Raw genomic sequence first — 1,947 nt, 5'->3', positions numbered from 1 at the left:
TGATTATGCTGACATAAGTAACGATAAAACAGGTGAGAAACCTGTTCGCCGTAAACCCAAGGTTTTCCGGGTAAAGGTAATCTGCCCGGAGTTAGTCGGCCCCTAAGGCGAGGGCGAAAGCCGTAGTCGATGGGAAACGGGTTAATATTCCCGTACCTGTGTGATCGCGCGATGGAGGGACGCAGAAAGGTAGGCCAGCCGGCTGTTGGATTAGCCGGTGCAAGTGTGTAGGCTTGGAAGACAGGCAAATCCGTCTTCCTTTAAGGCCGAGGCACGATGCGGTGTCCGCAAGGACGTAAGTGGTTGAGCCTATGCTGCCTAGAAAAGCTCCTAAGTATAGTTCATGCAGACCGTACCGTAAACCGACTCAGGTGGGTGGGGTGAGTAACCCAAGGCGCTCGAGAGAACACTAGTTAAGGAACTCGGCAAAATGACCCCGTAACTTCGGAATAAGGGGTGCTCTTCCGGGTGAATGATTTACTCAATAAGCCCAGGAGAGCCGCAGAGAAATGGCGGTGGCGACTGTTTACTAAAAACATAGGTCTCTGCTAAGTCGTAAGACGACGTATAGGGACTGACGCCTGCCCGGTGCCGGAAGGTTAAGGGGAGAGGTTAGCGCAAGCGAAGCTTCGAACCGAAGCCCCGGTAAACGGCGGCCGTAACTATAACGGTCCTAAGGTAGCGAAATTCCTTGTCGGGTAAGTTCCGACCTGCACGAATGGCGTAACGATCTCCGCGCTGTCTCAACTAGTGACTCGGTGAAATTGAAGTCGCGGTGAAAATGCCGTGTACCCGCAGCAAGACGGAAAGACCCTGTGCACCTTTACTATAGCTTGACATTGGGTTTTGGGCTGACATGTGTAGGATAGGTGGGAGGCTTTGAAGCCGGTACGCCAGTATCGGTGGAGCCAACCTTGAAATACCACCCTTGTCAGTCTAAGGCTCTAATTCCTCGCCGTTAGCCGGCAGGAAGACAGTGTCTGGTGGGTAGTTTGACTGGGGCGGTCGCCTCCCAAAATGTAACGGAGGCATGCAAAGGTTCCCTCAGGCTGATTGGAAACCAGCCGTCGAGTGCAAACGCATAAGGGAGCTTGACTGCAAGACAGACATGTCGAGCAGGAACGAAAGTTGGTGTTAGTGATCCGGTGGTTCCGCATGGAAGGGCCATCGCTCATTGGATAAAAGGTACGCCGGGGATAACAGGCTGATCGCGCCCAAGAGTTCATATCGACGGCGCGGTTTGGCACCTCGATGTCGGCTCATCACATCCTGGGGCTGAAGCAGGTCCCAAGGGTACGGCTGTTCGCCGTTTAAAGTGGTACGCGAGCTGGGTTTAAAACGTCGTGAGACAGTTTGGTCCCTATCTGCTGTGGGCGTAGGAGATTTGAGAGGACCTGTCCCTAGTACGAGAGGACCGGGATGGACGAACCACTGGTGTTCCTGTTGTCTCGCCAGAGGCACCGCAGGGTAGCTATGTTCGGAAGGGATAACCGCTGAAAGCATCTAAGCGGGAAGCCTGCCTCAAGATAAGATCTCCCTCTCTTTTAAGAGCTGAAGGGCCCGGGTAGACTACCCGGTTGATAGGCTGGAGGTGTACGCATGGCGACATGCTCAGCTGACCAGTACTAATAGCCCGTGCGGCTTATTGATTCTCATAAATTCCTTTCCACCCTATTTAATTAAAATTTCGGCCAGGCAGTCGTCGACGTGGCGCGGGGAGATATACCCGCCGCCTTACCGGTGACCACCAAGCCCGGCCACGAATTTGCCTTGGTGACCATGGAGGCTGGGGTACACCCGATCCCATTCCGAACTCGGAAGTTAAGCCAGCCATCGCCGATGATACTGCAAGGGAGCTTGTGGGAAAGTAGGCCGTCGCCAAGGCTTTTTCTTTAAAAAGCGCAACAGGCTCTGATCCAAAACGGATCAGAGCCTGTTGTCGTTTCT

General features: G+C 53.7%; 2 rRNA genes. Both read left to right on the top strand.

The features are described from left to right. Positions 1-1,650, top strand: a 23S ribosomal RNA gene (locus H586_RS0111860); the annotation flags it as partial. Positions 1,651-1,769: 119 nt separating this feature from the next. Beyond that, positions 1,770-1,884 (top strand): 5S ribosomal RNA (gene rrf / locus H586_RS0111855). Positions 1,885-1,947: the final 63 nt, after the last annotated feature.

The organism is Oleidesulfovibrio alaskensis DSM 16109 (genome assembly GCF_000482745.1).
Taxonomy (GTDB): Bacteria; Desulfobacterota; Desulfovibrionia; order Desulfovibrionales; family Desulfovibrionaceae; genus Oleidesulfovibrio; species Oleidesulfovibrio alaskensis.
The sequence above is the reverse complement of the archived record's forward strand: the minus strand, read 5'-3'. Positions and strand labels throughout refer to the sequence as shown.